This is a genomic window from Chitinophaga sp. (genome assembly GCF_039596455.1).
In the GTDB taxonomy this organism is placed as follows: domain Bacteria; phylum Bacteroidota; class Bacteroidia; order Chitinophagales; family Chitinophagaceae; genus Chitinophaga.
Genome location: NZ_JBCNJR010000010.1, coordinates 70,519 through 96,685, shown reverse-complemented (window position 1 = coordinate 96,685; position 26,167 = coordinate 70,519). Strand labels below are relative to the sequence as shown.

Here is a 26,167-nt window from a genome sequence, read left to right as displayed (position 1 = left end):
CCTTACCGGGCAGACAAACTCTGCAGCAGCACATTGCCGTCTATTCTGAAGCGCTGATGCAGGTTTATCAGCAGGTCTACATTGGGGTGTTTGGTGCGCCCCAGGATGCCGGACAACTGGGATTTGGATATATCCAGCTCCTGGGAAAGCTCTGTCTGGTTGTAGCCCCTGGTTTGCATTAAATGTTCAAGAATGGCCACGAAATCAGGATTAACAGGTAAAGGGTATTCCTTGCTTTCCCATTCTTCCACCGCATCGGTCAGTTGATCGAGCTTTTTCTCCTCTTCAGGGCTCAGTTTATCAAACCCCTTTGCCAGTAACGGTTCCATGGCCGCCATGGCCAGGAAATACTCCTGCTTGTTTTTGATGGTCTTTTTCATGTTAAATAGCACTACAAAGTGATCAATGTTCCCTTCCTTCCATGCTCATCATACTGTGCGTGGGTTAAAACGCCCCGCACATACAGCGTTCCTTTCCTGAAATTAATCATGGCAACCAGCCGGTCTTTGTTTCCGCCAATGTTGAACACATACCGGTCACACCCGATATAGTCACAGGAATTGAAGGTCTGCTTCACCTCGCCAAAATCTCTCCACTCAGCCCTCTTCGTTTTTTTGTACCAGTCATTCAATCCAATAACTGCCAATGGATGTTTTTTCCCAAATTCAATAATGGGTGGTCTTGAAATGATCCGCATGTTTTGATTGTTCATTTTCAAAAAATTGTTCATTTGCCGAGCTTTGGGTTAACGGTTCACAAACATACACAAAGTTTTCAAATAAAACAAACAGTTTTCAAATGAGAACTATTTGTTTTGCCGCTGTCAGAGAAATCAAGTTTCTTTGCAGTATCCATGTCGCTATTCATTGCATCACTCAATTCAGGCAGTAACGGAAACTGTTATTACATCGGCAACGCCACGGAGGCGGTGCTGGTAGACGCCGGTATTTCCTGCCGGGAAACGGAACGCCGCATGCAGCGGCTGGGGCTGGACATGGCACGTGTGAAAGCAATATTTGTATCTCACGAACATATAGACCACATCAGGGGCATTCCCGTGCTGGCCAAAAAGTACCGCCTGCCGGTATACATCACCGCCGCCACCCTGCAGCACAGCGGCATGGCCCTGGGCGGCATTCCCTTCAGGGCGCTGGAGCCTGTGGCCATTGGCGGTTTGCAGGTGGTGCCCTTCATCAAACATCACGACGCCGCAGATCCGCACAGTTTCATAGTCAGCTATAATAATATACGCATCGGCATTTTCACAGACATTGGGGTGCCTTGCGAGCAACTGGCGCATCATTTTTCCCGCTGCCACGCGGCCTTCCTCGAAGCCAATTACGACCCTGACATGCTGGAGAACGGGCGGTACCCCATTTATCTTAAAAACCGCATCCGTGGCGGAAAGGGGCACCTGTCTAACCTGCAGGCGCTGGAACTGTTCAATACCTGCCGGCCGGATACCCTGCAATTGCTGCTGCTCTCCCACCTCTCGCGAGACAACAATTCTCCGGAACTGGTGCAGGAACTTTTTTCCCGCCATGCCTGCGGTGTGGAAATAGCTGTGGCGTCGCGGTACGGGGAGTCAAAAGTATTTGAGGTGGATGGCGAATGGCGGGGCACGGCTGCGTCAACTGGCGTTATGCCTGCACAAGCGGTACCGCTGCCAGACCGGCGGGAGGCCATTACGCAGGCGCTGCAGGCTTATACCACAGGCCGCAAGCCGAAAAAAAGAAAATCGACTGTTACCCAGGGCAGCCTGGGGTTCCCGGAATGGTGATAAATAGCTGCCTCACCCCTGCTCTACCGCCAGGTTAAACGCCGCATCCAGCACAAGTTTCCCTTCTACTTCCGCATCCGATACTTTCAGCCCTTTTATTTTACCGGTTTTACCTTTGGTTACCAGGTCTGTCACCTGCTTCTCCGTCAGCTTTTTGCCGAAAGCCTCGAACGGCACCTTGAAGCCGCATACGGCAAAGTTGGAGCAGCCGTAGGCCGTGTTCCCTTTTTTCAGCAGGTGGGCCTTGCATTTGGGGCACTGCATTTCTTCAGGAGATTTGCGGGGTGTTTTTTCTTTTTCTTCCTTTGCTGCCGCGGCGGGCTTTTCAGCCACCAGCGAAATGGTTTTGCCGGCATTGTTCTTCACTTCGTGCGTGAGCTCCACCACCATTTGCACCAGCTCCTGCTTGAACGTGTCCATAGCGTATTCCCCTTTTTCTATGAGGCGCAGCTTGCGCTCCCAGTTGCCTGTCAGCTCAGGGCTTTTCAGCAGTTCGTTCTGGATGGTGTCTATCAGGTCTATGCCGGTTTGGGTGGCAAATATGTTCTTCTTCTTTTTCTCGATGTACTTTCTGCGGAACAGTGTTTCAATAATGTTGGCGCGGGTGGAGGGGCGGCCTATGCCGTTGTCTTTCAGCAGCTCTCTCATTTCTTCGTCTTCCACCTGCTTGCCGGCCGTTTCCATGGCGCGCAGCAGGGTGGCTTCGGTGAAGGGTTTGGGCGGCGTGGTTTTACCCTTGTGAATGCGCGGCTCGTGGGGGCCGCTTTCGCCCACCTCAAACACCGGCAGTATCTTTTCCTTTTCTTCCTCCTCTTCACCTTCTTTCTGGGCGGGCGCATCGTTAGCGTATACTTCCTTCCAGCCGGGTTCCAGTATCTGTTTGCCCGTAGCCTTGAACTCCACCTGCCCTGCCTTGCCCAGCACGGTAGTGTTGGCAATTTTACATTCGGGATAGAAGGCGGCAATAAAACGCCGCGCCACCAGGTCATACACCCGCTTCTCGTCCAGCGGCAGGTTTTCAGGGTACATGCCGGTGGGGATGATGGCATGGTGATCAGTCACCTTTTTATCGTCAAACACCGTTTTGAGCTTGGGAATGGGCTGCGTGAGCAGCGGTGCAATAAGCGCCTTGTACGGCGTCATGTCTTGCAGGATGCCGGCTATTTTGGGATGCAGGTCTTCCGAAAGGTAAGTGGTATCTACCCTCGGGTAGGTCACCAGTTTTTTCTCGTACAGGTTCTGGATATGCTTCAGCGTATCATCTGCGGAGAAAGCGTATTTTTTGTTGGCCTCCACCTGCAGGGCGGTAAGGTCAAACAGGCGGGGATTGCCTTCCTTGCCTTCCTTTCTTTCAAAGCTGGTGATCTCGAAGGGGTGCTCTTTGAGGTACTCCAGGCCTTTGGCAGCGCGTTCCTGCTGTTTGATGCGGTCTATGGCGGCGGTGAACTCCGTTTTGCGGTATATGGTTTTCAGCTCCCAGTATTCTTCAGACACAAAGGCGTTGATCTCCTTCTGCCGGGCCACTATCATGGCCAGGGTGGGCGTTTGCACACGGCCGATGGAGAGCACGGCCTTGCCGTCCCCGAATTTTTTGGTGAACAGGCGGGTGGCGTTCATGCCCAGCAGCCAGTCTCCAATAGCGCGGGCGCTGCCGGCGGCATACAGATTATCATACTGCGCGGCGTCTTTCAGCTTGCCGAAGCCTTCCCGTATAGCCTCTTCCGTTAGGGAAGATATCCAGAGCCGCTTCACCGGGGCAGGGCATTGGGCTTTCAGCAATACCCAGCGTTGTATCAGTTCCCCCTCCTGCCCGGCGTCACCGCAGTTGATCACTTCCTCGCACTGGCGCACCAGGGTTTCGATCACCTTGAACTGCTTCTGCACGCCGGAGTTGTCAATGAGCTTGATGCCAAAATGCTGGGGAATGATGGGCAGGTCTGCCAGGCTCCAGGTTTTCCAGCCGGCAACATAGTCATGCGGCTCCTTGAGCGTACAGAAATGCCCGAAGGTCCAGGTAACCTGGTACCCGTTGCCTTCGTAATAACCGTCTTTCCGTTGCCTTGCGCCCAGTACTTCGGCTATGTCTCTTGCCACGCTGGGCTTTTCCGCAATACATACTTTCATGTCTGATCAATCGCAAGCGCAAATGTAATATTTAAAGCGAAAACGCCGGGAGGGGTCTCTTCCGCAGCTGTTTATGGAAAAAGGAATTATTTACATCTTTACAGCATGTCCGCCAGATTCATTGTATTCATATCCGCATTATGCCTGCTGACGGCCTGCCGCGAAAAGAAGCCCGCTTCCCGGAAGGCGCAGCGCAGCGGGGAAACCGCTCCCGCCCTGCCCGCTCCCATGAACGAGAACAGGCTGCGGCAAAAAGCCGCCCGTTTAAAAGCGTTTGCCGCAACCGGCCGCTATAACTCCCGCTACGCCTGTTTTGTAGATTTCAGCGTGTTTTCAGGGCGCCGCCGCTTTGTATTGTACGACCTGCAAAAAGACAGCATCATCAGCCGCTCACTGGTAACACACGGGCAGGGGCCTGACTTCAGAACGGAAACCGTAGCCTTCTCCAACGAGCCGGGCAGCCGCTGCTCTTCTCCCGGTATTTACCGCATCGGCGCCAAATACACCGGCCGCTTTGGCACGGCCTACAAGCTGCACGGGCTGGAACCCACCAACAGCAAGGCTTTTGAACGTTTTGTGGTGCTTCATGCGCATGAGTGCGTACCGGCGGTGGAAGTAAGCGAAGGCATTTGCCGCAGCGACGGTTGCCCTACCCTCAACCCGGCATATTTTGCGCGGCTGCAGCCCTACCTTGACCGGTCTGCGAAGCCGGTGTTGTTGTATGTCTACCGGTAAGCGGGGCGATTACTCGCTTTGCTGCGTTTGATAACCGGCGTTACGGTGCAACCATCTCTGCTCATTCCCCATGCTCCACCAGCCTGCAGGGCAGCTGCCGGCTGCGGTATTGCAGGGCTTCCCCCGTATCTCCCTCTGCCAGCCGCTCAAACAACATGCGCGCGGCTTCTTCCCCAATTTCAAACGAGCTTTCTTCTATGGAGGCCAGCGGCTTGTGGTCCAGGTAATGCAGAATAGGCAGGTTGCCGAAGCCGGTGAACTGTATTTTGCCCAGCAGCGCGGGTTGCTGCGTTTTGAGGTAGTGCATGGCCTCCAGCGTAATGTAGTTCTTGAAAGTAAAAATGGCCGTGGGAGGCGTATCCAGCTGCAGCAGGCGCTCCATGGCCTTGTACGTGCCTTCGGGCGTAAGGTCTACCGCCTGCACCAGCTCCGCGCGGTAAGGAATGTTGCGGGCTTCCAGCGCGGCCCTGTACCCTTCATAACGGGCCTGGCTGGTACGCATGCCCTGCGGCCCCATCAGGTGGGCAATATGGCGGTGCCCTTTTTTTATCAGGAAGTCTGTGGCCGCAAAGCCGCCCTCCCGGTTATTGGATGATACAAAATCGAATTGCGCCCCCTTCGGCTCCCGCCCGATGCATACCACGGGGATGCCCATAGACAGCAGCTTCAGGAAAGGCTGCATGTCTGACGTGTTTTTGGTGATGGAAACGATCACCCCGTCTACCCGGTGGCGCACCATTACGTCAACGATCTTTTGTTCCGTTTGCACGTCTTCATGAGACTGGGATAATATTACATGGTACCCCCGCTGCTCCGCCACCGCTTCCACCCCGTTAATGGCGAAGGCATAATACTGGTCCAGAATATCCGGTATGATCAGCCCCAGCGTAAACGTTTTGCTGAGCTTGAAATGGCGCGCCGCCTCATTGGGCACGTAGTTCAGTTCCAGGGCCAGTGCCTTCACACGCTCGCTGGTGAGGGCGCTGATAGACGGATCGTTGTTCAGCGCCTTGGATACCGTAGAAACAGACATATGCAGTTTCTTTGCTATATCCTTGATGGTTACACCCTTTTTCATGGCATCATATTACAAAAACTATTTCAAACGTTGTAAATGGATTTTTTCTCCTGTAAATCGATTGCAATTCATATATTGCCTGCAAGAAAATTTCACGTCATTTTTCAACTGTAACCAGATCTAAAAAAACTTGATTACCCTTAACACAACTAAAAAACTTGTCCATTTTCTAAATCGAAAAAACTGATCTTTTTGAGACCTTTTCCGGCAGGTACAGCAAACTGGCAACATGCCTGCGGGGTTTAGCACAGTGAATAACAGCAGGGATCTGGAAACAGCCGCAGAAGCGGATTTCCCGGCAAGAGAAGGGCAACGCCGGCCCGGTGCAACAGCAGTACATATCGTGCAAAAAATTCCATTTTCTGAATCGTAAAAAACTGTTCCGCAATGATCAATTTTTCCGGTAAGGGGCTACTTGCGCCCGGCCCGGCCTAACACCCGTACACATTACGCTAACGTTCCATTTACTAAACCGTAAAAGCTGATCGGCCAATGGGCCGGTTTTTCCGGTATAAGGCAAGGTATGCCCTGCCGCCATCCACGTCAGTAAACATGTAAGCATAACAATTCCATTTTCTAAATCGTAAAACTGATCTACAATGACTACTCTTATCAGCAACAGGTTGCTGAATTTTCTTACAGCCTGTTTTACGCTGGCCTTCCTGCTCCTTCTTCCACCTGCCGCGCAGGCGCAGAACGGCAGGGTGAGCGGCACTGTGCTGGACATTGCCGGCAAGCCCGTACCGGGGGTAACCGTGGTGATAGAAGGTACCAACAGGGGCACGGCAACAGACGCAGACGGCAAGTTCCTGCTGAACGATGTGCCCTCTGGCGCCACGCTGGCATTTTCTTTTATCGGCTACCAGACCATCAAAATGAAGGCCGGCGCCAGCCCTATGAGCGTTACTTTGAAAGAGAACGCCACAGAGCTGGAGCAGCTGGTGGTAGTAGGTTACGGTACGCGTAAGAAAAGCGATGTGACCGGCTCCGTATCCCAGGTGCAGGTAACCAAGCTGGAAAACGAGAACCCCACCAGCGTGCAGGACGCGCTGCGCGGCAATATTGCGGGGCTCAATGTAAGCACCTCCAATTCCGCCAAGGGCGGCGGGGACCTGATCATACGGGGCAAATCTTCCATTAATGCGGGCCTCTCCCCGCTGATCGTGCTGGACGGGGTGATCTATCCCGGTTCGCTGGCAGATATCAACCCTAACGATATTCAGACCATAGACGTATTGAAAGACGCCAGCGCGGCCGCTGTGTACGGCGCCAAATCCGCCAAAGGCGTCATTCTCATCACTACCAAAAAAGGCAGCAAGGCCAAACCGACCATTACCCTCAACTCTAACGTGGGCGTATCTACGCTGGCCATGGACCAGCCTTTGTATGACGGCCCCGGCTTTCTGAAATGGCGGACGGACGTGCTGAAAAGCATCAACGTGAATGCCAAGCCTTACCAGTTTGACGACCCGAACACCCTGCCGCCGGATATTACCATAGACCAGTGGAAGGCGTATGATAATTCCCAGGGAGACCCTATAGACATCTGGATGACGCGCCTGAAGGTGTTTCCCGTGGAAGTGAGGAACTACAGGGCCGGCAAACAAACGGACTGGTACAATATGATGTGGCAGAACGGCCTGCGGCACGATCATACTGTGAGCATTTCCGGCAAGAAAGAGGACATTTCCTATTACATCAGCGCCGGTTATATGAATAACGAAGGTTTTATGGTGGGTGACAAATATGAAACTTTCAGAACACGCATCAACGTAGAGGCCAAAGCGGCCAGCTGGGCCGTGGTAGGCGTTAACATGCAGTTTTCTGACAGGGATGAAAGCCAGGTGCCGGTAGACTGGGGGCAGATGGTGAACGCCTCTCCCTGGGGTGAAAAGTATAAGGACGATGGCGTTACCCTGCGTGACAGTCCCAATGACGACGTGGGCAACAACACCAACCCTTTCCTCAACAACGCCTACACCAACCGCCTGCAGAAGTATAACACGCTCTTCGGCTCGCTTTACCTCAAGGGCGATCTGCCGGCCGGTTTCTCTTACCAGGTGAATTTTACGCCCAACTTCGAGTTTGAACGTTATTTCAACGCCAACTCCGCCAAGGATTTCCGCTACGCCGCCCGCAAGGGGTACGCCGTGAGAAGGGAAATGACCACCTACAACTGGCAGATAGACAACCTGCTGCGCTGGAACAAGACCTTCGGGGAGCACGACTTTGACGTAACCCTGCTCATGAACGCGGAAAAGTTCCAGAGCTGGCGCAACCAGATGGAGAACGAAGGTTTTGACCCGAATGATAACCTGAGCTGGCACAACATCGGCTCCGGCATCAAACCCGTTATTTCCAGCTCAGACTCCATCAGTACCGGTGATGCATTGATGGCCCGCCTCAACTACGGCTTCAAACAAAAATACCTGCTCACGGCCTCCATCCGCCGGGACGGTTACTCCGCCTTCGGCCAGCGCAACCCGCGCGCCAACTTCCCCGCCATTGGTTTTGGCTGGGTGTTTTCCAAAGAAAGTTTTGTGAACGCTCCCTGGCTCATTCATGGCAAGCTGCGCCTTTCCTACGGCGTAAACGGCAACCGTGACATTGGCCGTTACCGCGCTTTGTCTGACCTCAACACCGGCAAATACCAATACGTGATGCCCAACGGCAATGTAGTGCTGGTATCTCAGCTCTATGTGAACAGCATGGCCAACCCCAACCTGAAATGGGAAAAGAGCACCTCTTACAACGCGGGGCTGGATTTTGCGGTATTGGATAACCGGCTGAGCGGTTCTGTAGACGTGTATAACAAGGTGACCAAAGACCTGCTGATACTGCGCACACTGCCTGATGTAATAGGCTTCTTCAACGTGATGGACAACCTGGGCGAAGTGCAGAACAAAGGTTTCGAGATCAGTCTCAACAGCGTGAACATCAGCAGCAAAGGCGGCTTCAGCTGGCGTTCCGGCCTCAACTTCACCCTGAACCGGAACAAGATCGTTCACCTGTACGGAGAAGTAGATGTCAAGGACGCAGACGGCAAGGTGATTGGCCGTGAAGAAAGGGATGATGTGGCCAACAAGCTGTTCATCGGGCATGATATGGACGAGATCTGGGATATGAAGATACTGGGCATCTGGCAGCAGAACGAAGCGGCCGAAGCCGCCAAATTCGGCGTAAAGCCCGGCGACTTCAAGCTGCAGGATACGGATGGCGACGGCAAGTTTTCCGACAAGGACAAGGTATTCCAGGGCTACAGAACGCCCCGCTTCCAGTGGACGCTGCGCAACGATTTTTCTTACCGCAACTTTGAGCTGTCTTTTATGTTCTATTCCAACTGGGGCCAGAAAGAGAAGTATAATATTGCCAAGAACAACTCCGGCTTCATAGACCGTCAGAACTCCTACATCACCCCGTACTGGACGCCTGAAAATCCCCTCAATGACCATGCGCGGCTGTTTTCCAGCAACGGGAGCATTGCCTTCGATGTATACCGCAAGGCCTCTTTCATCCGCCTCAGTACCCTGGCATTGGCATACACTATTCCGCACAATGCGCTGGAACGCTTCGGTATAGCGTCTTTCAAACTCTATGGTAACATCAGCAATGTAGCCATGTATCAGCCAGACTGGCATTTCTGGGACGCCGAGTACGCCTTCACCGCCAACAACCCGCCGGCACGGAATTATACACTGGGTTTAAATGTGACGTTCTAACTGCTTAAACAAGGAATCTGATATGAAAAAGATATTCAAAGCTGCCCTGCTGGCAGTAACTATATACGGAACAGCGGCCTGTAACAAGGAATGGCTGAAGCCTCAGCCGCTATCTACCTACGAACCTGATCTGACCTACGTAGATGCCGCTGCAATGCGGGCCGCGCTGGTGGCCTGCGCCCGGAATGCCAGAATTGAGTACTATGGAGACAACCCACCTATACTGACAGAAATGGTTTTCTCCGAAGTAACAGCAGAAGGCACTACAGACAAAAGCGGCCCGGCGCAAGACCTCAACCTGCTCATTACGCCAGACGGCGCTAACCGGAACGATGCTGACCATGCGCGCATTTATTATTACTGGAACGAAGGTTACAAGGGCATCAAATACGCCAACACCGTTATTTCACGCATAGACAACGCCAAGTACAGCTCCCAGGCAGAACGCAATGCCATACTGGGCGCCGCTTACTTTCACCGCGCGTTGCGCTACTACCGGCTTACCCACCAGTTTGGTGACGTGCCGGCCATTATGAAAGAGATCAACGAACCGCAGCTGGAGTTCTATTCCACCAAACGGGAAGTGATACTGGAATACATCAAAAAAGACCTGGATTCCGCCAAGGACTGGCTGCAGGATAACGTAGCCCGCGGCGAGGTGACCAAAGGGGCCGTGCTGCACCTGCTCACCAAGGTAAACCTGGCCCTGGGCAAATTTGACGATGCTATTGCCAGCGCCAGCGCCATTATTAACGGCGGGGCCTACACGTTGATGAAACAGCCCTTCGGCGCTACCAAAAAGAACGTGATCTGGGATTTGCACCGCCCGGAGAACAAGTCACTGGGAGAAAACAAGGAAGGCATTTTTATGATCATTGACCGCTTTGGAGACGGCGGTTATGATGGCGGCATGCGCATCATGCGGCAGGCCGTACCCTATTGGGGCACCAACATCAACACCCCTTCCGGCCGCAAAGGCACTAATGACAACGTGAACCCGGAGTTTATACAATCTAACCTCTACGGCCGCGGTATCGGCCGCTGCCGGCCTACCAACTACAGCCAGTTCGAGCTGTGGACAGACCCGAACGACCTGCGGCATGCCAAGGGCAACTGGATGACCATGGAAGAGCTGGTATACAATGAGCCCGGCCTCAAGAACAACAACGATGCCTATTACCTGAAGCCGCTCCAAATGCGCAACGCCAGCGGCGGCCTGCTGTGCACCGATACCATCCGCTGCTGGTTCGGCTGGCCGCATTACAAGGTGTTCATACCAGACACGGAAAACTCTCCCATGCAGGGCGGCCACTCGGACTGGTACATGTTCCGCCTGGCGGAAACCTACCTGCTGCGCGCGGAAGCCTACTACTGGAAAGATGACCTGGCGGCCGCCGCGGCAGACATCAACCAGGTGCGCGAGCGCGCACATTGCGCCCCCATCACCGCGGCACAGGTGAACATCGGCGCCATACTGGACGAAAGAGCCAGGGAACTGTTTTACGAAGAGCCCCGTAAAACCGAGCTCACCCGCATCTCCTTCATTTTTGCCAAAACCGGCAAAGCGGCTTACAACGGGAAAACCTATACGCTGGACAATTTTTCCGACAATAATTTCTTTTACGACCGTGTAATGGAGAAGAACAACTTTTACCGCAATGGTACTGTTACCAATCACGGAGACAAATACACCATCAGTCCGTATCACGTGCTGTGGCCCGTACCCTCCAACTCTATACAGGGCAATACTTACGGCATCATTAACCAGAATAAAGGGTATGTGGGGTATGAAGGCAACAAGCCTCCGCTCGACAATATTCCTGAATAACCAGTGATGCATGGGCAAGAAAAAAGGCGTGCCGTTCAGCAGGCGCGCCTTTCTTTTTTGTTTCCCGGTTCATTAACTTTTGTATTTTAGAGAACAATTCCATGTCATGACACAGTTCAACATCAACCGCCGCCATTTCCTCAAAGGCGCCACCGCTTCCCTTGTTCTTTCTTCCTTAAGTGCGCAGGCGCTTGATTTTCTGCATCCTGCCAAAACGTTCCGCGTAGGCCTGATAGGCGCCGGCTGGTACGGCAAAAGCGATCTGTTCCGTCTCATACAGGTAGCGCCTGTGGAAGTGATAGCCCTTTGTGATGTGGACAAGAACATGCTGAAGGAAGCGGGAGACATGGTGAGCAAACGCCAGAAATCCGGCAAAACGCCGCGGCTGTATGGAGACTACCGTAAAATGCTGTCTGAGAACGAACTGGATATTGTGCTGATAGGCTCTCCTGACCACTGGCATGCCCTGCAGGCCATTGAGGCCATGAAAGCAGGCGCGCACGTGTACGTGCAAAAGCCCATCAGCGTAGACGTGCTGGAAGGAGAAGCCATGGTAGCCGCCGCACGGAAATACAACCGCGTGGTGCAGGTGGGCACCCAGCGCAAAAGCACGCCTCACCTGATAGACGCCAAAAAGAACATTGTAGACGCCGGCCTGCTGGGCAAGGTATCTCACGTGGAGCTATGCTGCTACTACCACATGCGCGCCAACGGCAACCCGCCTGTACAGGCAGTGCCTGACTTCCTGGACTATGAAATGTGGACAGGGCCCGCGCCCCTCCGCCCCTATGACGGCTTGCCGCATACCCGCTGGTGGCGCACTTTTAACGAGTACGGCAACGGCATTATGGGAGACATGTGCGTTCATATGCTGGACACTGCCCGCTGGATGCTGCAGCTGGGCTGGCCCAAACGCATCAGCTCTACCGGCGGCATTTACGTGCAGAAAGAAGGCAAATCGAACATTGCAGATACACAAACCGCCATCTTCGAATATGATGACCTTAACTGCGTATGGCAGCACCGCACCTGGGGAACGCCCGTAGACCCTGATTACCCCTGGGCCCTCAAAATTTTCGGAGACAAGGGCACGCTGATGGCCAGCACCATGCGGTATGATTTTGTGCCGCAGGGCAAGGGAGAAAAGATCCACAAAGATGTGGTGTACGAAAAAGAGAAATACCCTGAAGACGTGAATGAGCCTCGCATAGAACTGAATGCCGCCCCCGCCACCCGCCTGCACATGCTCAACTTCCTGGAAGCCATTGCCAGCGGCGGCAGGCCTGTGGCGGATATTGAAGAAGGCCACATTTCTACCGCCAGCTGCATTATGGCCAACCTCTCCATGCAAACCGGCCGGCCGCTGGTGTATGACCCAAAGCAAAAAATAATCGTTGGAGACCAGGAAGCCACCGCCCTGCTGCAGCGGCCTTACCGGCAACCGTGGCAGCATCCTTCAAAGAATGTGTAAGCTGTTTATGCTTCATACAGCTCCAGCGGCAGCCCGTCCGGGTCTGTGAAGAAGGTGAACTTCTTTCCTGTAAACTCATCTACCCGCACCGGCTCTACCGCTACATTCTTTTGCCGCAGCGTTTCCGCGGCAGCTGCTACGTCATTGGTGGCAAAAGCCAGGTGCCGCAGGCCAAGGGCCTCCGGGCGGCTGGGGCGCGGCGGCGGGGAAGGGAATGAAAATAATTCTATGATATAGTGGCCCTGCAGCGCCAGGTCCAGCTTGTAAGAATCCCGCTCCCGGCGGTATACTTCCCGGATGATGGTGAGGCCCAGCACTTCTGTGTAGAACTGTTTTGAAACAGCATAGTTGCTGCAGATAATGGCAATGTGATGTACTTTATGTAGCGATAGCATATGCAAAGTTAACGGAACAGGCCGGTTACCGTATCAGCGTTACCGTACCCTGGTGGCTGAAGCGGCGGCCCTCATAATCCACGCCCTGCACCATCCATACGTAGGTGCCGGCGGCAGCGGGCCTGCCATTGAGCGTGCCGTCCCAATATTGTTCCAGAGAGCGGGCGCTGAATATTTCACGGCCCCAGCGGTCCCACACCCTGAAAAAATCCAGCTGCGGCACGCCCGGCGCTACCACCCGGAAGCGGTCATTCAGTCCGTCGTTATTAGGCGTAAAGGCGGTAGGCACATAAAATTCCGGGCCGGTGTAGGCTTTTACCGCAATATCATCTTCATCCCTGCAGCCTTCCGGAGAACTGACCGTTACCCTGAACACCTGGTCTTTTTCCAGCCGCGCTACGGGGTCTGCAATGTTGGGATTAGTGAGGCCGGTGGCGGGCTGCCAGCTATAGTGCAGGCCTTCCCCGTTGGCTTTGGCATTGAGTTGCAGCGGCTGCCCTTTGGCCACCATCGTATCCCTGCCGGCAAAAAGCTGCAGGTCTATTACCGCCACGCTGGTATCTGCTGTTGCCGCGCAGCCGTCACTGCTGACAGCATGCAGGCGCGCCGTATGCTTTCCACCGGCCGAGTAGGTGTAAGACACGTTCTGGCTGCGCAAAGTATCTCCTGCCTCAAAGGCCCAGTACCATTGCGCTATGTTAACGGCAGGCGTTTCATTTATTCCTTTGAACTCCACGGCCTCCCCGATGCATACATTCCTGGCAGTGGCGCTAACGTCTGGAGAAGCGAAAACCTGCAGCGGCTTGCTCACCTTGCTGGCGCAGCCTTCTTTGCTCACCACTTCCAGCTCCACGTTGTAGCTTCCCGGAGCAGTGTACGGCGCAACGGGGTGCTGCACCGCGGCCGTTTGGCCGTTGCCCCAGTTCCAGCGCCAGGTTTGCAGCGTGCCCACGCTTACGGCAGACGCATCTTTCATCTGCAAAGGCTCTCCGAGGCACAGCTGCTCCGGTTTAAAATCCGCCACGGGGTAAGAACCGATGGTGACGGTGCTTTTCAGCGTATCGGAAATGCAGCCGCTGTTGTCTTCTATCACCAGCTTCACGTCATACAGGCCGGGAGCGGCGTATAGATGCGGCGCGGGCTGCGCATCGGAAGAAATGGTACCATCTCCCAGATCCCAGTGGCGGCGCGTGATCACGCCGAAGGAGCTGGAATTGTCAAGGAACTTTACCGGCGTGCCGTCACACAGTATCTGCCCGCCGTCAAAAGCGTAGGCAGGCCGCAGCGCCGCGCAAAACTGCTGTACATTGGAAGAGCCGCCGGTAGAGCCGGCAAAGCCCCAGTATACCAGCGGGTCATTGCCGAAAATATCCTGTACAATATCTTTTTGCAGGGTCAGCCGTACTTCGCCGTCTACGCTCACTTCCAGCGTTTTGGCGGTGGCGTCCCATTTAATGCGGAAGAGATGCCAGTTGCAGTCTTCAATATTCTCGCTGGCAGCGGTGACCGTTACAGGGCCGGCCAGGTTTTGCGGCTGCTGGTGATCTGACTCGCCGTTCATCTGTATGGCCAGGTGGTCCCACGGCGGGTCATTCTCGTCCCTATTTTGCCAGGTATCTATTAAAATGCCCAGTGAGGGTGAAATACCATCAAAACCCAGCCCCTGGCCGGTGGCTCCAAGATTAGTGCCTTGCGTCTGCAAAATGAACCCGATGCCGTCTGCCCCGTTGCCGTCTTTACAGCCCAGGTTTACATCAAATACATAGTTGAAAGATTGGGTAAGATCGATCTTGTTTTTATTCCAGACGGTGCCGCTGGTATTCCGCACATCTTCCGTAAGCACATAACAGTTACACGTCCGCTGTGTAGCAGCACCATTCAGGATGTAAGGCTGCTGCAACTGGGCGGGCACAGATCCGTAAAGGAACAGGATGCAACTCAACAGACATAAAACACTTTTCATGAGCGGACATGCAGACGTTCAGACAAGATAAACATCTTTGCCTGGAAATCCGGGTTATCATTTTAAAAAGTCTAAATTCGCGGTGATGTAGCAAACATTGTTCCGTTATTGCAAAACAGGCAGTGTTTAAACGAATGAAATTTATGGAATGGAGCAATACAGCCACTTACCAGGCAGCGCAAAAAGTATCTGCAGATATTGAAGCGCATTTTTCGCGGCACCTGCAAACAGGCCGTGAAAAAGGGGAAGAAGAACTGGCCACCGTGCCCGGTAAGGAACATATTGAACTGATGATAGATGTGGCCTTCTGGGCCAGCCTGCGGCGGGAAGAAGGCATTCCCCCGCGTATATCCATGGCTTTCCTCCACCCTTCGCAAGCGGGCAAGCCGCTGCTGTTCGAGTTCCGCATTCCCCTCTCCGCCAAGGCGCTCACCAAGCTGGCGCCCGGCGTAGAACGGCCCGGTGTGCATATAGGCATATGGTACGATGAGGAAGGGCTTTACATCTGGGGCACCACTACCAAACTGCCCAATTTCTGTTTTGTACTGGACGTGTCGGAACCCGGCCTGCTGGTAGTGAAACACCGCCGCGCCGCGGGTTTGGGCAAGTTTACCAATGTGGCCGTGCTGCGGGGGGACCAGGTGAAGGTAGTAGATGAGACCTGCGGTGTGAACATGGACTGCCCCGGCATACTCACCTCGCTGCTGGGCATCAATGCTTCTCCTTTATGGAACCACCCGGTGAACGTGCTGATACAAATTGCCGTATCCATGCGCGCGCACAAGCGCGGCGGCATATTGCTGGTGGTGCCGGTGGAAAGCAGCAACTGGAAAGACTCTATTGTACATCCCATGCAATACCCTGTATCTCCCGCATTCTCCGGCGTGGCAGACCTCATCCGGAAAGACAGCAATATAGTGAGCGAAATTTACTGGCAGAACGCCCTGCGGCGGGAAGTAGACAACGTGACCGGCCTCACGGCCGTTGACGGCGCCACCATCATCAACTACCAGCATGAGCTGCTGGCCTTCGGCGCCAAAATAACCCGTTCCATCAACTCCACGGCCGTAGAAGAAGTGCTGCTCACGGAACCCGTCATAGGCGGCAGCCCTGCCCTGCTGCACCCTTCGCGCATTGGCGGCACCCGCCACCTTTCCGCCGCGCAGTTTGTACATGACCAGAAAGATGCGCTGGCGCTGGTAGCTTCGCAAGACGGGTATTTCACCGTGTTCTCCTGGTCTGCGCCGCGGCAGCTGATCATGGCCCACCGGATAGATATTTTGCTGCTTTGAGCTACCCCTTCAGCTCATCCAGCGCCTCACCCAGCCGCCGGATGCGCCTCCTCCAGAGCATGACCAGCAAGGCAAACTGAACCATCAATACCAATGCGGCCCAGCCCAGCAATATTTCCTTTTCCATAGTGAAAGTAATGCTGTACATAAAGAACAGCAGGATGCAGGCGGTGCCGAGCACCCGTAGTGCCACAGACCATCCCGCAAAGTTTCTCAGCTGCCGCAGCCTGGCCGCCAGCGCCTGCTGCAGGCCCGCTTCCTTTACCGGCCGTTTGGCGTTGAAGTAGCCCATCAGCCCGTGCAGCACCACCAGCAACACGCCGGCTACCAGCAAGGCGTTCACCCAGAGGGGGCGGCGGTGCCCGTCAAACATATTATAATACACGGCCAGGAATGCGGAGAACAAAAAGCTTTCTATCACCACCTGCCGCCGCAGTTGCCGCAGCACCGGGTGGCGCCCTTCCTGCAGCATGCCGCGCAGCTCCTGCGGCTGTTTTTCACCGCCCGGCAACTGTTGCCAGGCTGATTTTAATGCGTCCATATTTTTGCGATTTTTTGTTTGATGCGGTTCAGTTTGACCCCCACGTTGCTTTCGGTGATGCCGGTAATAGCGGCTATTTCGCGGTAGCTGAGGTCTTCCAGGTAAAGGGTGATGAGCGCCTTCTCCCCGTCATTCAATCGTTTCAGGGCTTGCAGCAGCTGCTCCTGGTCAGCGTTCTCAGCACTTGCAGCTTGTTCGGGCAGCGTGGCCGTATATACGATGCGGGGCTGTTTTTTACGGTAGGCCGCAATGGCCGTAGTGAGCGCCACCCGGTACAGCCAGGTGCTGAAGCCGGCGCGGCCCTTGTAGCCGGGCACTGATTTCCAGAGCTGGTACACAATTTCCTGGAAAAGGTCTTCCCGGTCTTCCTTCCCGTCCCGGTACAGCCTGCATATTTTGGCAATGATGCCCTGGTGCTGCGTTATCAGTGCTAAAAACTCCGTTTCGTTCATACAGGTTATTAGTTGCAGGAAATGTAAAAAACTTACAGCAGGCTGAAAAAAGGTCAGTAATTTTTATTCTATCTTAGGCACAGATATGACACAAAGTACAATAGACAGTTTACGGGAAGCGCTCCGGTTTTCGCCGGAGAACGTGCCGCTGCGCCTGCACCTGGCGGAAACGCTGCTGCAGCTCAACCGGCTTGACGAAGCGGAGAAAGAATACCGGGAAGCCCTCTCCCGGGAAAACAACGTGAAAGGCCTGATGGGCCTTGCCACGGTATATTTCAGGAAAGAAGCCTACGCCACCTGCAATGTGATACTGGAAGATATGCTCAAACAAGAGCCGGACAACCTGGACGTGCTGGTGCTCTACGCCCGCTCCTCCCTGCGGGAAAATGCCTGGGAAAATGCGCGTGACACCTACCAGCACATCCTGCAGCTCCACCCCGGCTTTACCGATGCGGAGCTGGATGCCAAGCTGCGGGTGAAGGGCCTCTATAACCCGGAAGAGGAAGAAGGCGAAGAAGATGACCTTTCTTTCTTTATGCAGAAACCGGACATCAACTTCTCCCACGTGAGCGGCATGGAACAGGTGAAGAAAGAGATCGATATCAAGATCATACAGCCGCTCAGGCACCCTGACCTCTACAAGGCCTACGGCAAAAAGACCGGCGGCAGCATATTGCTCTACGGCCCTCCCGGCTGCGGAAAAACCATGATAGCCAGGGCCACGGCCGGGCAGGTGAACGCGCCTTTCATTTCCGTAGGGCTGAACGAGATACTGGACATGTGGGTGGGTAACAGCGAAAAGAACCTGCATAACATTTTCGAGTACGCCCGCAACAACACGCCCTGTGTGCTCTTTTTTGATGAAATAGACGCCCTGGGCGCCAGCCGGAGCGATATGAAACAGTCGGCCGGCCGCAACCTCATCAACCAGTTCCTGCAGGAGCTGGACGGGGTGGAGCATACCAACGAAGGCATCCTGATACTGGGCGCCACCAACCTGCCCTGGCATCTGGACCCCGCCTTCCGGCGCCCCGGCCGCTTTGACCGGATGATATTCGTGCCCCCGCCAGACCAGCCGGCCAGGAGTGCCATGCTGCAAAGTAAATTAGCAGGAAAACCAACTGAAAATATTGATTTTGAACAGCTTGCCAAGAACACTCCGGAGTTCTCCGGGGCGGATATCGAGGCGGTAATAGATATGGCCATTGAAGAAAAACTGGAAGCCTCTTTCAAAGACGGCATTCCCCAGCCCATCAGAACAAAAGACCTCCTGGGCGCCGTGAAAAGGCACAAGGCCAGCACGCGGGAGTGGTTCTCCATTGCGAAGAACTTTGCCCTGTACGCCAATGATGCCGGGTTGTATGACGATATCCTTCATTACCTGAAAATCAAGAAATAAGATGACTGACCAAATGATACAGCGCGCCACCATTCTTTTGCAGCAGCGGAAGTTCAGGGAGGCGGAAGCGATACTGGGCAGACTGGTCACGGAAAACCCGCATAATATTGACGTGATGGCGCTGTACGCGGAATCGCTGCTGCAGCAGGATAAATACGACAAGGCCATGGAAGTGGTGAACAATGCCATCGGCCTTTTCCCGGACGTGCCGCATTTCTTCTACCAGCGGGCGCGGCTGCGGATCTACCAGGAGCGGCAGTACGATGAAGCGGAGAAAGACCTGCAGCAGGCCATCACCCTTGACCCGCAGGAAGCGGATTATTTTGCGCTGTACGCCCTCATAAAAATTGACCGCAAACAGTTCCAGCAGGCGCTTGAGCTGGCGGAAGCCGGGCTGGAGGCAGACCCGGAAAACATCCAGGCGCTGAACGCCCGCAGCACCGCCCTGCTGAAGCTTGGGCGCACAGAAGAATCTTTCAGCAGCATAAACGGCGCCTTCCGGCACGACCCGCACAACGCCTACACCCATGCCAACCACGGCTGGGGCCTGCTGGAAAAAGGCTCCGCCAAAGAGGCCCTGCAACATTTTACGGAAGCGCTCCGCATAGATCCCAACATGGAACTGGCCCAGGCCGGCATGGCCGAAGCCCTGAAAGCACGGTATTTCATTTACCGGATATTCATGAAATTCTACTTCTGGATGGGCAACCTCACGGCTAAATACCAGTGGGGTGTGATTATCGGTTTATATTTGATTTCCAAAGTATTACAAGGTGTTGCCAGAACTTATCCTTCAGCAGAACCTTATGTATTGCCCCTCATCATATTACTGATCGCCTTTGCTTTTTCCACCTGGATCATTTCACCGCTGAGCAACCTTTTCCTGCGGCTCAACAAATACGGCCGGCACCTGCTGGACAGGAACGAGATACTGTCTTCCAACTTTGTTGGCATCAGCCTGCTGCTGGCCGCGGCCGGTGGCGCGGGCGCCCTGCTCACGGGCGGCGCCGGCTGGGTGCTCTTGCTGTTCTACGGGCTCACCCTCATGATGCCCCTGGGCGCCATGTTCTCTCCGCAGAAAAAGCGGCAGCTGCTGGTGATCTACACTGCCGCACTGGCCGCAACTGGCGCCATAGCCGTTGCCCTTACCTTCAGCGGCGGCAGCCCCTGGAACATTTTCAGCATTGTTTACGCAGGCGGCCTGCTGGTGTTCCAGTGGGTGGCCAACGCCATCATGATCAAACAAAATAACCGCTAACCACATGAGCAGCACCAAACCCGTATCCTTCCAGGATTTACCTTCCCGCCAAACTGTACCCGGCATGACCGGCCGTTTCATTCACGGGGAACAGCATACGCTGGCCTATTGGGAAGCCAAGGCCGGCACCGTATTGCCCGTACATGAACATATGCATGAACAGATGACCTATGTGCTCTCCGGCACGCTGGAAATGGAGCTGAACGGCGTAAAACACACCCTGCACGCGCATGATGTGGTGGTGATACCCGCCCACACGCCGCACGGCGGGTTTGCCGTTACAGATTGCCGCCTGATAGATTCTTTTGCCCCCGTCAGGGAAGATTATAAATAGACTATGCGCCACCTTTTTTATTGTTTCCTCTGCTGCTGCCTGCCGGTACTGGCCTCCGGGCAGGACACGCTGTTCCGTTTTGCCCTGGTTACAGACACGCACATAGGCGTGCAAACCGGGCAGGAAGACCTGGAACGCACCATTGCCGACCTCAATGCCCAGCCGCAGGTAGAGTTTGTGGTATTCTCAGGAGATGTGACCGAGTTTGGCACGGACGAAGAGCTGCAACTGGCCAAAAGCATTATCAACCGCCTGCAGAAACCCTGGTACATCATTCCCGGCAACCATGACACCAAGTGGTCTGAAAGCGGCTGCAACAGCTTCCGCACCGTGTTCGGCAATGAAACCTTCAGCTTTGTGCACAAAGGTTACTGGTTCCTGGGCACCAATTGCGGGCCCAATATGCGCATGGGCCCGGGGCAGGTGCCGCGTGAAAACCTCGTATGGCTGGACGCACAATTAAAACAGCCTAAACGCAAAGGCCTGCCCATCATCTACATTAACCACTACCCGCAAGACGAAGGCCTGAACAACTGGTTTGACGTGCTGGACCGCCTGCGCAGCCGTGACGTGAAGGTGATGCTCTGCGGCCACGGCCACGCCAACAAAGCCTATACCTGGGAAGGCAAGCCCGGCGTAATGTGCCGCTCCAACCTCAGGGCCAAGGCGCCCATTGGCGGGTACAACATTGTGTCTCTCACCGCAGACTCCATCTATTTCAATGAACGTACGCCCGGCGTAGCCACCCTGCCCGCCTGGCACCGCGTGGCGCTGCGGGGCAGCCAATGGGAGCAAAACCCGCCCCGCCCCTCCTACGCCGTGAACGACACCTTTCCGCAGGTAAAAGTGAAATGGATGGTGCAGGAAGCCGGCGATATGGGCAGCGCCGTAGCCGTTAACGGCAACCAGGTGATCTATACCAATACCAACGGAGATATAGCCGCCGTGCAGCTGGCCAGCGGCAAAAAACAATGGCGCTTCAGCACCGGCGGGAAAATATACGCCACACCGCTGGTGTACAACGGGTATGTTGTAGTACCCTCAACAGACGGCTATGTATACTGCCTGCGCACCGCCAACGGCCACCTGGCCTGGAAGCGGCCCACCGGCAAGGCCATTGTAGCCTCCGCCGCCCGTTACAAGGAGCTGGCCATCATAGCCGGGTCAGACGGCCATTGCCGCGCCTGGCACATTCCCAGCGGAGAACAGCGCTGGGATTATGACAGCGTGAAGGGTTTCGTGGAAACAAGGCCCATGGTGTATCATGACAAGGTATACTTCGGTTCCTGGGGCAACACCTTCTATGCCCTGAACGCCGAAACCGGCACGCCGGTCTGGCGCTGGACCAACGGCGCCTCCAACCGCATGTTCTCCCCCGCCGCGGTATGGCCCGTGGCAGTAGACGGCAAAGCCTACCTGGTGAGCCCTGACCGGTATATGACCGTGCTGGACACCGAAACCGGCCTCCCCATCTGGCGGGTACAAGACGCAGACAATAACGTGCGGGAGTCTCTGGGCATCTCGGCAGACAGCAACCGCATTTACGCCAAAACCATGCAGGGATATGTCATAGCGCTGAACGCGCGCAGCCGCGAGCGGGAGCTGCTCTGGAAATCGCCGCTGGCGCTGGGATACGAAATATGCCCTTCACCCATTAATGAATACAACGGCATTGTATACGTAGCCGGGCAGTCAGGCGTGGTTACCGCGCTGTCCGCCAAAGACGGCAGCAGGGCCTGGCAGCATAAATTTTCCAATTGTCTCGTGAATACAGTGCAGCCCGTAGATGAGCGGACGGTGATTGCTTCTTCTATGGACGGGAAGCTGATTTGTTTGGAGGTAGCGGGGAAATAGATGTTATTTTCACATCATTTTTCGGCTCTTTCCTTCGCTTCTCCTTCGGTTCACCTTCGCTTCTCGTTCGCTTGAGGTTCCCTTGAAGGTGTTTGCGAAAATAGTATCACTTTATACCTGTTCAAACTCTTTCGGGTACACTACCCTGCCTGCGGCGTCCTGCAGAGCGCCTGGCCGCAGCTCCATGGCCATAAAGACCTCGTCCGGCACTTCATAGGAGGTGGTAATCCCCCACCGGGAAGCCGGCGCAAATCCGAATTTTGGGTAATACTGCGGGTGGCCCAACACTATCACGGAGCCGTAGCCAAGTTCCGCAGCCACCTCCAGCCCACGGCGCACCAGTTGCCCGCCTACACCGGCGTATTGCAGGTCAGGGGTAACGGATACCGGCGCCAGGGCGAGTGTTTCCACCTCCCGGCCGCTTTGGGTCACAATTTTCAGTTTCGTAAAGAGGATATGCCCGATGATGGTGTCATCCAGCACGGCCACCAGTGAAAGTGCAGGAATGTAATGTTCGCTTTCGCGGAGGAGGTCAACCAGCTTGCCTTCATTTTCCTGCCCGAATGCGGCGGCGTGGAGGGAGTAAACTGCGGGGATGTCTTGAGCCTGTTCAGCACGTATATCTATTTTCATATATGCAAAATAGGTATTTTAGCGGTTATGGGAAGGAGTAGTAAACCCGGTTACCCTCCCCATTTAAAGAATTGTTAAAATCACACTTCTTCCCCCCATACATGATAAATGTCATCCCCGCTCCTCACCGATTCCGTAAATTCGCAGTACACCAAAACGCAAAGCAATGAAAAGATTCTTTCTCTCACTGTCCATCCTGGGCATGGGCTTTCTTAGCACCACTGCCTTTGCACAAAATGGCGTTTATCTGACCGCAGAGGATTTTGCCGCTAAACAATTGCGTTACGATGATGTGAATGCCCACATCCCGTTCCGGTACGGAAAAGTGAAGGTGACTGACGGCAACAAAAAGCTGCTGCTTGACAAAAGCGACGTGTACGGCTACCGCCAGGGCAACCAGGATTACCGTATCATAGGCAACAACGCCTACAAGATACTGGATGCCGAACATTTCCCGATTTACAGCCGCCAGGTGGAAACCTCCAAAGGCAAAGGCCGTGTTACGGAAACACAGTACTTTTTCAGCGCAGCGCCGGGCAGCGAACTGCAGCCCCTCACCATTGCCAACCTGAAACAGGCCTTCCCTGACAATGACAGGTTTCACCAGCTGCTGGATATCCAGTTCCGCCACAATCACGAACTGGCCTGGTACGACAATCATGCAAAGACGTTTAAGATCAAATCCATATACACTCAATCGATCTAGTTGTTTTTAAGGTTATCAGTTGATGACGGGCGTCTTTGCGGCGCCCGTTTTTTGTTGCACGGGCGTGCTTTTTTACCTATTTTGTCCGCCTAACCCGGAAACAACTTATTGTGCGACTTCTCCCATGTTTACTCATCTGCTTCTGCTGCCTGCAACTGTCGGCACAGAAAAAGAACGGCGCTTACCAGCTCCACATCCGCAAAGCCACTTCTCCCGTCAAAATAGACGGCGTTATTGACGAGCAGGCCTGGGCAGACGCGGAAACGGCCACGGACTTCTTCATGATACTGCCTATGGACACCAGTTTTGCCCAGGTACGTACAGACGTGCGCATGACGTACGACCAGCAGAACATTTACCTGCTGGTAGAAAATTTCAACGGCGTGCCCGGCCCCTACATGGTAGAATCTCTCCGGCGCGATTTTGCTTTCCTGAAAAACGACAACTTCCTGCTTTTCATGGACCCGTTTGACGACCAGACGAACGGCTTCTCCTTTGGCGCCAATGCCGCGGGAGCGCAGTGGGACGGTTTGATGTACGATGGCGGCAAGGTAGACCTGAGCTGGGACAACAAGTGGCATTCCGTGGTCAGGAACTACCCTGACAAATGGGTGTTTGAGGCCGTGATCCCTTTCAAATCCATCCGCTACAAAAAGGGCATTACCCAATGGGGCATCAACTTCGGCCGTAACGATCTGAAGACAACGGAAAAAAGCAGCTGGGCGCCCGTTCCCCGGCAATTCCCGTCCGCCTCCCTGGCCTACACGGGCGTGCTGGTGTGGGACGTGCCGCCGCCAGACCCCGGCCCCAATATTTCGCTGATACCGTACCTGCTGGGCGGCGTCAATAAAGACTACCAGTCCGGCAAGCCTGAAAAATGGCGGGGAGACGCGGGGCTGGATGCCAAAATAGCCATCACCTCCTCCCTGAACCTTGACCTGACGGTGAACCCTGATTTTTCCCAGGTAGACGTAGACAAGCAGGTCACTAATCTTGACCGCTTCGAACTGTTTTTCCCGGAACGGCGGCAGTTTTTCCTGGAAAATGGAGACCAGTTCACCAACTTCGGGTATGCAGGCATACGCCCCTTCTTTTCCCGGCGTATAGGCCTGGGTGTGCCCATTCACTTCGGGGCGCGTTTAAGCGGCAAGCTGAATAAAGACTGGCGGCTGGGGGTGATGAACATGCAAACCGGCAGCCAGTCGTCTACCGCCCTGCCTGCGCAGAACTTCACCGTGGCCGCGTTGCAGCGGCGGGTGTTTGCCCGCTCCAACGTGGGTTTCCTGGCCATCAACAAAGAATCCATCAACTACCATCCTGAAAAAGCGGAGCCGGGCACGCCGGTGTACTCCCGGTATAACCGCAACTTCGGGCTGGAATACAACCTGGCCTCCGCCAACAATTTCTGGACGGGCAAGGCCATGGTATTGAAGTCTTTCAGTCCGGGCAAAACCGGGCGGGACTGGGCGCATGCCGCCAACCTGCAATACACCAGCCGCAAATGGAACATCAGCTGGCAGCATGAGTACGTGGGTAAGAATTATACGGCGGAAGTGGGCTACGTGCCGCGGCAGGGTTATATCAAGCTGATGCCGCAGATTACCCATCTCTTTTTCCCGAAAAGCGGCCCCGTGCTGAGCCACGGCCCGCAGATCACATCTACCAGCTTTTTTGACGAACAAATGCGGCATACAGATAATGAGCTGCTCACCTCCTATGGCCTGGTGTTCCGGAGCAGAAATACGCTTACGCTCTGGGGCTCCAATACCTACATCAAGCTGCTGCAGCCTTTTGACCCGGTTAACGTGGGGAAAGACAGTCTTGTTACCGGTACGCGCCACCACTGGAATACCGTGGGCGCGGATTATGTATCCAAACCGCAAAGCCTTTTCACCTATTCCCTCAGCGCCCGCTATGGCGGCTACTATGCAGACGGCCGGCGCCTTACATTGGGCGGGGAATTTGGGTACCGCTTCCAGCCGTATGTGAGCATTGCTCTCAGCGCCAATTACAACAAGCTGGATTTGCCGCAACCCTGGGGCCTGAATGATTTCTGGCTGGTAGGCCCGCGGCTGGATGTCACCATGACCAACACGCTCTTCTTCACCGGTTTTATGCAATACAACGAGCAAATGAAGAACATGAACCTGAACACCCGCTTCCAGTGGCGTTACCGGCCTGCTTCAGATCTTTTTATTGTGTATACGGACAACTACCTGCCCGAGCCGTTCTTCGTAAAGAACCGCGCGCTGGTGGTAAAGCTGGTGTATTGGCTCAACATCTGACCGGCAGGGTCAGGAAACCTCAAGAGGTTGAACTCCGTTTTTGCAACTGGCTTAACATCAACCGGCAGAGTCAGGAAACCGCAAGAGGCTTTGAACTCCGTTTTTGCAACTGACTCAACATCAACTGGCAGGGTCAGGAAACTATGCTGACTGCCCTCCATCTACCGCCTCATAAAAACAACCGGGGGCACGGTGTATTAAATACACCAGGCCCCCGGTTTGACCCTGTTCTGACCCTGCCTTGACCCTGTTTACACCCTGCTTACATTACCAAAACAGGGTGTAAACAGGGTCAAGACAGGGTGCGGGCCGGGCAAAGG

Annotated in this window: 21 protein-coding genes; 12 read left to right on the top strand and 9 right to left on the bottom strand. The window is 54.6% G+C overall.

Going from position 1 to position 26,167, the window contains the following annotated elements; translation table 11 throughout:
- Positions 1–2: 2 nt before the first annotated feature.
- Both ABDW36_RS23645 and ABDW36_RS23640 read right to left on the bottom strand, forming a co-directional pair.
- On the bottom strand, positions 3–380 hold the full coding sequence (locus tag ABDW36_RS23645; protein WP_343704409.1) for a helix-turn-helix domain-containing protein: 378 nt from the start codon (positions 378–380) through the stop codon (positions 3–5).
- 11 nt (positions 381–391) lie between these two features.
- Positions 392–712 (bottom strand): type II toxin-antitoxin system HigB family toxin, encoded by a 321-nt coding sequence (locus ABDW36_RS23640; RefSeq protein WP_343704408.1) that lies wholly within the window; start codon positions 710–712, stop codon positions 392–394.
- 141 nt (positions 713–853) lie between these two features.
- On the opposite strand from ABDW36_RS23640, the gene ABDW36_RS23635 reads away from it, so the two are divergent.
- A complete protein-coding gene (locus ABDW36_RS23635) occupies positions 854–1,780 on the top strand; it encodes an MBL fold metallo-hydrolase (protein ID WP_343704407.1) in 927 nt (308 codons plus the stop codon).
- Positions 1,781–1,792: 12 nt separating this feature from the next.
- Here ABDW36_RS23635 and ABDW36_RS23630 read toward each other — a convergent pair whose 3' ends face one another.
- Entirely contained in the window at positions 1,793–3,904 is a 2,112-nt protein-coding gene (locus ABDW36_RS23630) for a DNA topoisomerase 3 (RefSeq protein ID WP_343704406.1), read from the bottom strand.
- A gap of 105 nt (positions 3,905–4,009) precedes the next feature.
- Here ABDW36_RS23630 and ABDW36_RS23625 point away from each other — a divergent pair, with 105 nt between their 5' ends.
- Positions 4,010–4,639 carry a murein L,D-transpeptidase catalytic domain-containing protein gene (locus ABDW36_RS23625; RefSeq protein WP_343704405.1) on the top strand — a complete coding sequence of 210 codons (630 nt, stop codon included), beginning with the start codon at positions 4,010–4,012 and terminating at the stop codon, positions 4,637–4,639.
- Between the two features lie 61 nt (positions 4,640–4,700).
- Here ABDW36_RS23625 and ABDW36_RS23620 read toward each other — a convergent pair whose 3' ends face one another.
- Complete coding sequence (locus ABDW36_RS23620; RefSeq protein ID WP_343704404.1) at positions 4,701–5,717, bottom strand: LacI family DNA-binding transcriptional regulator; 1,017 nt, start codon at positions 5,715–5,717, stop codon at positions 4,701–4,703.
- 599 nt (positions 5,718–6,316) lie between these two features.
- Here ABDW36_RS23620 and ABDW36_RS23615 point away from each other — a divergent pair.
- The 3 genes from ABDW36_RS23615 to ABDW36_RS23605 all read left to right on the top strand — a co-directional run bounded on the left by ABDW36_RS23615 (position 6,317) and on the right by ABDW36_RS23605 (position 12,735).
- The gene (locus ABDW36_RS23615) at positions 6,317–9,436 is read left to right on the top strand and encodes a SusC/RagA family TonB-linked outer membrane protein (protein WP_343704403.1); all 3,120 of its coding nucleotides are present in this window, start codon (positions 6,317–6,319) and stop codon (positions 9,434–9,436) included.
- 22 nt (positions 9,437–9,458) lie between these two features.
- The gene (locus tag ABDW36_RS23610) at positions 9,459–11,264 is read left to right on the top strand and encodes a RagB/SusD family nutrient uptake outer membrane protein (RefSeq protein WP_343704402.1); all 1,806 of its coding nucleotides are present in this window, start codon (positions 9,459–9,461) and stop codon (positions 11,262–11,264) included.
- 106 nt (positions 11,265–11,370) lie between these two features.
- Positions 11,371–12,735 (top strand): Gfo/Idh/MocA family oxidoreductase, encoded by a 1,365-nt coding sequence (locus ABDW36_RS23605; protein WP_343704401.1) that lies wholly within the window; start codon positions 11,371–11,373, stop codon positions 12,733–12,735.
- A gap of 5 nt (positions 12,736–12,740) precedes the next feature.
- Here the strand turns inward: ABDW36_RS23605 and ABDW36_RS23600 are convergent, their stop codons facing one another.
- Both ABDW36_RS23600 and ABDW36_RS23595 read right to left on the bottom strand, forming a co-directional pair.
- Positions 12,741–13,130: a VOC family protein gene (locus ABDW36_RS23600; protein ID WP_343704400.1), complete on the bottom strand. Its 390-nt coding sequence runs from the start codon at positions 13,128–13,130 to the stop codon at positions 12,741–12,743.
- 25 nt (positions 13,131–13,155) lie between these two features.
- Positions 13,156–15,072 (bottom strand): PKD domain-containing protein, encoded by a 1,917-nt coding sequence (locus ABDW36_RS23595; RefSeq protein WP_343704399.1) that lies wholly within the window; start codon positions 15,070–15,072, stop codon positions 13,156–13,158.
- 164 nt (positions 15,073–15,236) lie between these two features.
- On the opposite strand from ABDW36_RS23595, the gene ABDW36_RS23590 reads away from it, so the two are divergent.
- A complete protein-coding gene (locus tag ABDW36_RS23590; RefSeq protein ID WP_343704398.1) occupies positions 15,237–16,385 on the top strand; it encodes a putative sensor domain DACNV-containing protein in 1,149 nt (382 codons plus the stop codon).
- Position 16,386: 1 nt separating this feature from the next.
- Here ABDW36_RS23590 and ABDW36_RS23585 read toward each other — a convergent pair whose 3' ends face one another.
- Positions 16,387–16,926: a hypothetical protein gene (locus tag ABDW36_RS23585; protein ID WP_343704397.1), complete on the bottom strand. Its 540-nt coding sequence runs from the start codon at positions 16,924–16,926 to the stop codon at positions 16,387–16,389.
- Positions 16,914–17,378, bottom strand: coding sequence for a sigma-70 family RNA polymerase sigma factor (locus ABDW36_RS23580; RefSeq protein WP_343704396.1), 465 nt, complete (start codon positions 17,376–17,378; stop codon positions 16,914–16,916). Before ABDW36_RS23580 ends, ABDW36_RS23585 begins: the two co-directional genes overlap by 13 nt.
- Before the next feature lie 85 nt (positions 17,379–17,463).
- On the opposite strand from ABDW36_RS23580, the gene ABDW36_RS23575 reads away from it, so the two are divergent.
- From ABDW36_RS23575 to ABDW36_RS23560, 4 genes are read left to right on the top strand one after another with little or no spacing between them, the layout of a single operon-like run.
- Positions 17,464–18,777, top strand: coding sequence for an AAA family ATPase (locus ABDW36_RS23575; RefSeq protein ID WP_343704395.1), 1,314 nt, complete (start codon positions 17,464–17,466; stop codon positions 18,775–18,777).
- A 1-nt stretch (position 18,778) separates the two neighbouring features.
- The gene (locus ABDW36_RS23570; protein ID WP_343704394.1) at positions 18,779–20,035 is read left to right on the top strand and encodes a tetratricopeptide repeat protein; all 1,257 of its coding nucleotides are present in this window, start codon (positions 18,779–18,781) and stop codon (positions 20,033–20,035) included.
- Positions 20,036–20,039: 4 nt separating this feature from the next.
- A complete protein-coding gene (locus ABDW36_RS23565; RefSeq protein ID WP_343704393.1) occupies positions 20,040–20,369 on the top strand; it encodes a cupin domain-containing protein in 330 nt (109 codons plus the stop codon).
- Between the two features lie 3 nt (positions 20,370–20,372).
- Positions 20,373–22,223, top strand: coding sequence for a PQQ-binding-like beta-propeller repeat protein (locus ABDW36_RS23560; protein WP_343704392.1), 1,851 nt, complete (start codon positions 20,373–20,375; stop codon positions 22,221–22,223).
- A gap of 111 nt (positions 22,224–22,334) precedes the next feature.
- Here the strand turns inward: ABDW36_RS23560 and ABDW36_RS23555 are convergent, their stop codons facing one another.
- Complete coding sequence (locus ABDW36_RS23555; protein WP_343704391.1) at positions 22,335–22,856, bottom strand: N-acetyltransferase; 522 nt, start codon at positions 22,854–22,856, stop codon at positions 22,335–22,337.
- Between the two features lie 166 nt (positions 22,857–23,022).
- On the opposite strand from ABDW36_RS23555, the gene ABDW36_RS23550 reads away from it, so the two are divergent.
- Both ABDW36_RS23550 and ABDW36_RS23545 read left to right on the top strand, forming a co-directional pair.
- On the top strand, positions 23,023–23,562 hold the full coding sequence (locus tag ABDW36_RS23550; RefSeq protein ID WP_343704390.1) for a hypothetical protein: 540 nt from the start codon (positions 23,023–23,025) through the stop codon (positions 23,560–23,562).
- A gap of 110 nt (positions 23,563–23,672) precedes the next feature.
- Positions 23,673–25,847 carry a DUF5916 domain-containing protein gene (locus ABDW36_RS23545; protein ID WP_343704389.1) on the top strand — a complete coding sequence of 725 codons (2,175 nt, stop codon included), beginning with the start codon at positions 23,673–23,675 and terminating at the stop codon, positions 25,845–25,847.
- Positions 25,848–26,167 lie beyond the last annotated feature (320 nt).